The sequence below is a fragment of the Burkholderia sp. LMG 13014 genome (genome assembly GCF_905232215.1).
Classification (GTDB): domain Bacteria; phylum Pseudomonadota; class Gammaproteobacteria; order Burkholderiales; family Burkholderiaceae; genus Burkholderia.
Window position 1 is genome coordinate 1 of sequence record NZ_CAJNKE010000616.1, and the last position, 3,391, is coordinate 3,391.

Consider the following 3,391-nt stretch of genomic DNA (forward strand, 5'->3'; position numbering starts at 1 on the left):
ACAAGCGCGCGCGCCCGGCCGCCGCGGCTGCATCGGGCGCCGAAGGCAGCTCGATCCGCGTCGGCGTCGAGAAGGTCGACCAGCTGATCAACCTGGTCGGCGAGCTGGTAATTACGCAGGCGATGCTCGCGGAAACCGCGAGCGCGTTCGATCCGGCGCTGCACGACCGCCTGTTCAACGGGATGGCGCAGCTGGAGCGCAACGCGCGCGACCTGCAGGAAGCGGTGATGTCGATCCGCATGATGCCGATGGACTACGTGTTCAGCCGCTTCCCGCGGCTCGTGCGCGACCTCGCCGGCAAGCTTGGCAAGCAGGTCGAACTGGTTACGTTCGGCCAGGCGACCGAACTCGACAAGAGCCTGATCGAACGGATCATCGATCCGCTGACCCACCTCGTGCGCAACAGCCTCGACCACGGGATCGAGACCGTCGACAAGCGCGTCGCCGCCGGCAAGGACGCGGTCGGCCAGCTCGTGCTGTCGGCCGCGCATCACGGCGGCAACATCGTGATCGAGGTGAGCGACGACGGCGCGGGCCTGAACCGCGAGCGGATCCTCGCGAAAGCCGCGAAACAGGGCATGCAGGTGTCCGACACCATCAGCGACGACGAAGTCTGGCAGCTGATCTTCGCGCCGGGCTTCTCGACCGCCGAGACGGTGACCGACGTGTCGGGCCGAGGCGTCGGGATGGACGTCGTGAAGCGCAACATCCAGTCGATGGGCGGCCACGTCGAGATCACGTCGCTGGCCGGCCGCGGCACGACCACGCGGATCGTGCTGCCGCTCACGCTGGCGATCCTCGACGGGATGTCGGTGAAGGTCGGCAACGAGATCTTCATCCTGCCGCTGAACTTCGTGATGGAGTCGCTGCAGCCGTCGAACGACGACATCTACACGGTCGGCAACGGCGAGCGCGTGGTGCGCGTGCGCGGCGAATACCTGCCGCTCGTTGCGCTGCACGAGGTGTTCTCGGTCGACGAAGCGCGCACCGACCCGACGCAAGGGATCGTCACGATCATGGAAACCGAGGGGCGCCGCTTCGCGATGCTGATCGACGAGCTGGTCGGCCAGCAGCAGGTGGTCGTGAAGAACCTCGAAACCAACTACCGCAAGGTGCACGGCATCTCGGCGGCGACGATCCTCGGCGACGGCAGCGTCGCGTTGATCGTCGACGTCGCGGCGCTGAACCGCGAAACCCGTGCGACGCACGGCGCCCGTGCCGGCGCCGAGCTCGCGATGTTCTGATGTCTCTCGCCATTCAACCGATTGGGGGCAAACGTGGCTGCTGAAGTCCAAATGATCAATCCGGCCGCGGCGAACGCGGCAACGAGCCGCCGCGACGCGGAGCAAGGCGACGCGACGGGCCAGGAATTCCTCGTGTTCACGCTCGGCGACGAGGAATACGGGATCGACATCCTGAAAGTGCAGGAAATCCGCGGTTACGACAGCGTCACGCGCATCGCGAACGCGCCGGAATTCATCAAGGGCGTGATCAACCTGCGCGGGATCATCGTGCCGATCGTCGACATGCGGATCAAGTTCCATCTCGGCCGCGTCGAGTACGACCACCAGACCGTCGTGATCATCCTGAACGTCGCGCATCGCGTGGTCGGGATGGTGGTCGACGGCGTGTCGGACGTGCTGACGCTGCAGACCGACCAGATCATGCCGGCGCCGGAATTCGGTGCGACGCTGACGACCGAGTACCTGACGGGCCTCGGTACGGTCGACGGCCGGATGCTGATCCTGATGGACATCGAGAAGCTGATGTCGAGCCGTGAAATGGCGCTGATCGAGACGCTCGGCGGGTAAGCGCGCCGCGCGCGCAGGAATTTCGGGAGAATCTGCAATGTTGCATAACTGGTCGATCCGCACGACGCTCACGGCGGTCGGACTCATCCTCGCGGCGCTGGCCGCAGCCGTTGGCGGGCTCGGCCTCGTGGCGCTGAATCACGCGAGCCGCTCGCTCGACGAGATCGCGCACGTCGACCTGCCGGCGCTCCACACGCTCGACGACACGTCGTCGTACCTGCTGCGCGCGCGCGTGTCGCTCGACCGCTTCCGTTCGCTGACGGAGGGGGGCAACACGGCCGAGGCAGCCAAGGTGCTCGACCGCGCGCAGGAGCTGTATGCGAAGTCGAACCAGAACTGGCAGGCGTTCCAGCAGACGCCGAAGCTCGGCATCGACCAGGCGCTCGTCGACGACCTGACCGCGCGCTACACGACGATCGTGAAGGAAGGCGTCGAGCCCGAATTCGCGGCCGCGCGCGCGGGCGACATGGCCGCGTACCACGCGGTCGCCGATACGAAGATCAGCCCGATGTTCGTCGCGTACGACCAGGCCGCGTCGGCCGTGATCGCATCGTTGCAGAAGCGCGCGGAAGATCGCCAGGCCACGACGCAGTCGCAGATCTCGCTGATGGTCGGGCTGATCGCGGCCGGCATCGCGATCGCGTTCGTCGTCGTGGTCGCGATCCGTTTCGCGCTGCGCGGGCTGATCGTGAAGCCGCTCGAGGACGCGATCGCGCACTTCGAGCGCATCGCCGGCGGCGACCTCACGCAACCGGTCAACGTGTTCAGCACGAACGAGATCGGCCGCCTGTTCGGCGGCGTCAAGCGGATGCAGGACGCCGTCACGACGATGGTGCAGGCCGTGCATCGCGGCACCGAATCGATCGACGTCGGCGCGCGCGAGATCGCGACCGGCAACATCGACCTGTCGCAACGTACCGAGGAGCAGGCCGCATCGCTGCAGGAAACCGCGTCGAGCATGGAGCAGCTGACGGGCACCGTGCGGCAGAACGCGGAGAACGCGCGGCAGGCCAGCCAGCTCGCGGTGAACGCATCGGACATCGCGACGCAGGGCGGTGACGTGGTCGGCCAGGTCGTGTCGACGATGCAGGACATCGCGGCGAGCTCGGGCAAGGTCGTCGACATCATCGGCACGATCGAAGGCATCGCGTTCCAGACCAACATCCTCGCGCTGAACGCGGCGGTCGAAGCCGCCCGCGCGGGCGAACAGGGCCGCGGCTTCGCGGTGGTCGCGGGCGAGGTGCGCTCGCTCGCGCAGCGCAGCGCGAGCGCCGCGAAGGAAATCAAGCAGCTGATCGGCGATTCGGTCGAGAAGGTCGAAAGCGGATCGGCGCTCGTGTCGCGCGCCGGTTCGACGATGGACGAGATCGTGCAGGCCGTGCGCCGTGTGACCGACATCATGGGCGAGATCAGTGCCGCGTCGGACGAGCAGTCGACCGGCATCGAGCAGGTCAACCGCGCGGTCGGCCAGATGGATTCGGTCACGCAGCAGAACGCGGCGCTCGTCGAGCAGGCAGCGGCCGCGGCCGCGTCGCTCGAGGAGCAGACGCGCCAGATGAAGGCGATCGTGTCGAGCTGGC

General features: G+C 67.1%; 3 protein-coding genes. All 3 read left to right on the top strand.

Annotated features, from left to right (window positions below; genetic code table 11):
* Nucleotides 1-1,244, top strand: a 1,244-nt coding sequence (locus tag JYJ84_RS31925) for a chemotaxis protein CheW (RefSeq protein ID WP_205189949.1), incomplete at its 5' end; no start/stop codon positions are given.
* A 51-nt stretch (nt 1,245-1,295) separates the two neighbouring features.
* Complete coding sequence (cheW, locus tag JYJ84_RS31930) at nt 1,296-1,811, top strand: chemotaxis protein CheW (RefSeq protein WP_043185043.1); 516 nt, start codon at nt 1,296-1,298, stop codon at nt 1,809-1,811.
* A 37-nt stretch (nt 1,812-1,848) separates the two neighbouring features.
* A partial coding sequence (locus JYJ84_RS31935; protein WP_205186543.1) for a methyl-accepting chemotaxis protein occupies nt 1,849-3,391 on the top strand: 1,543 nt, incomplete at its 3' end.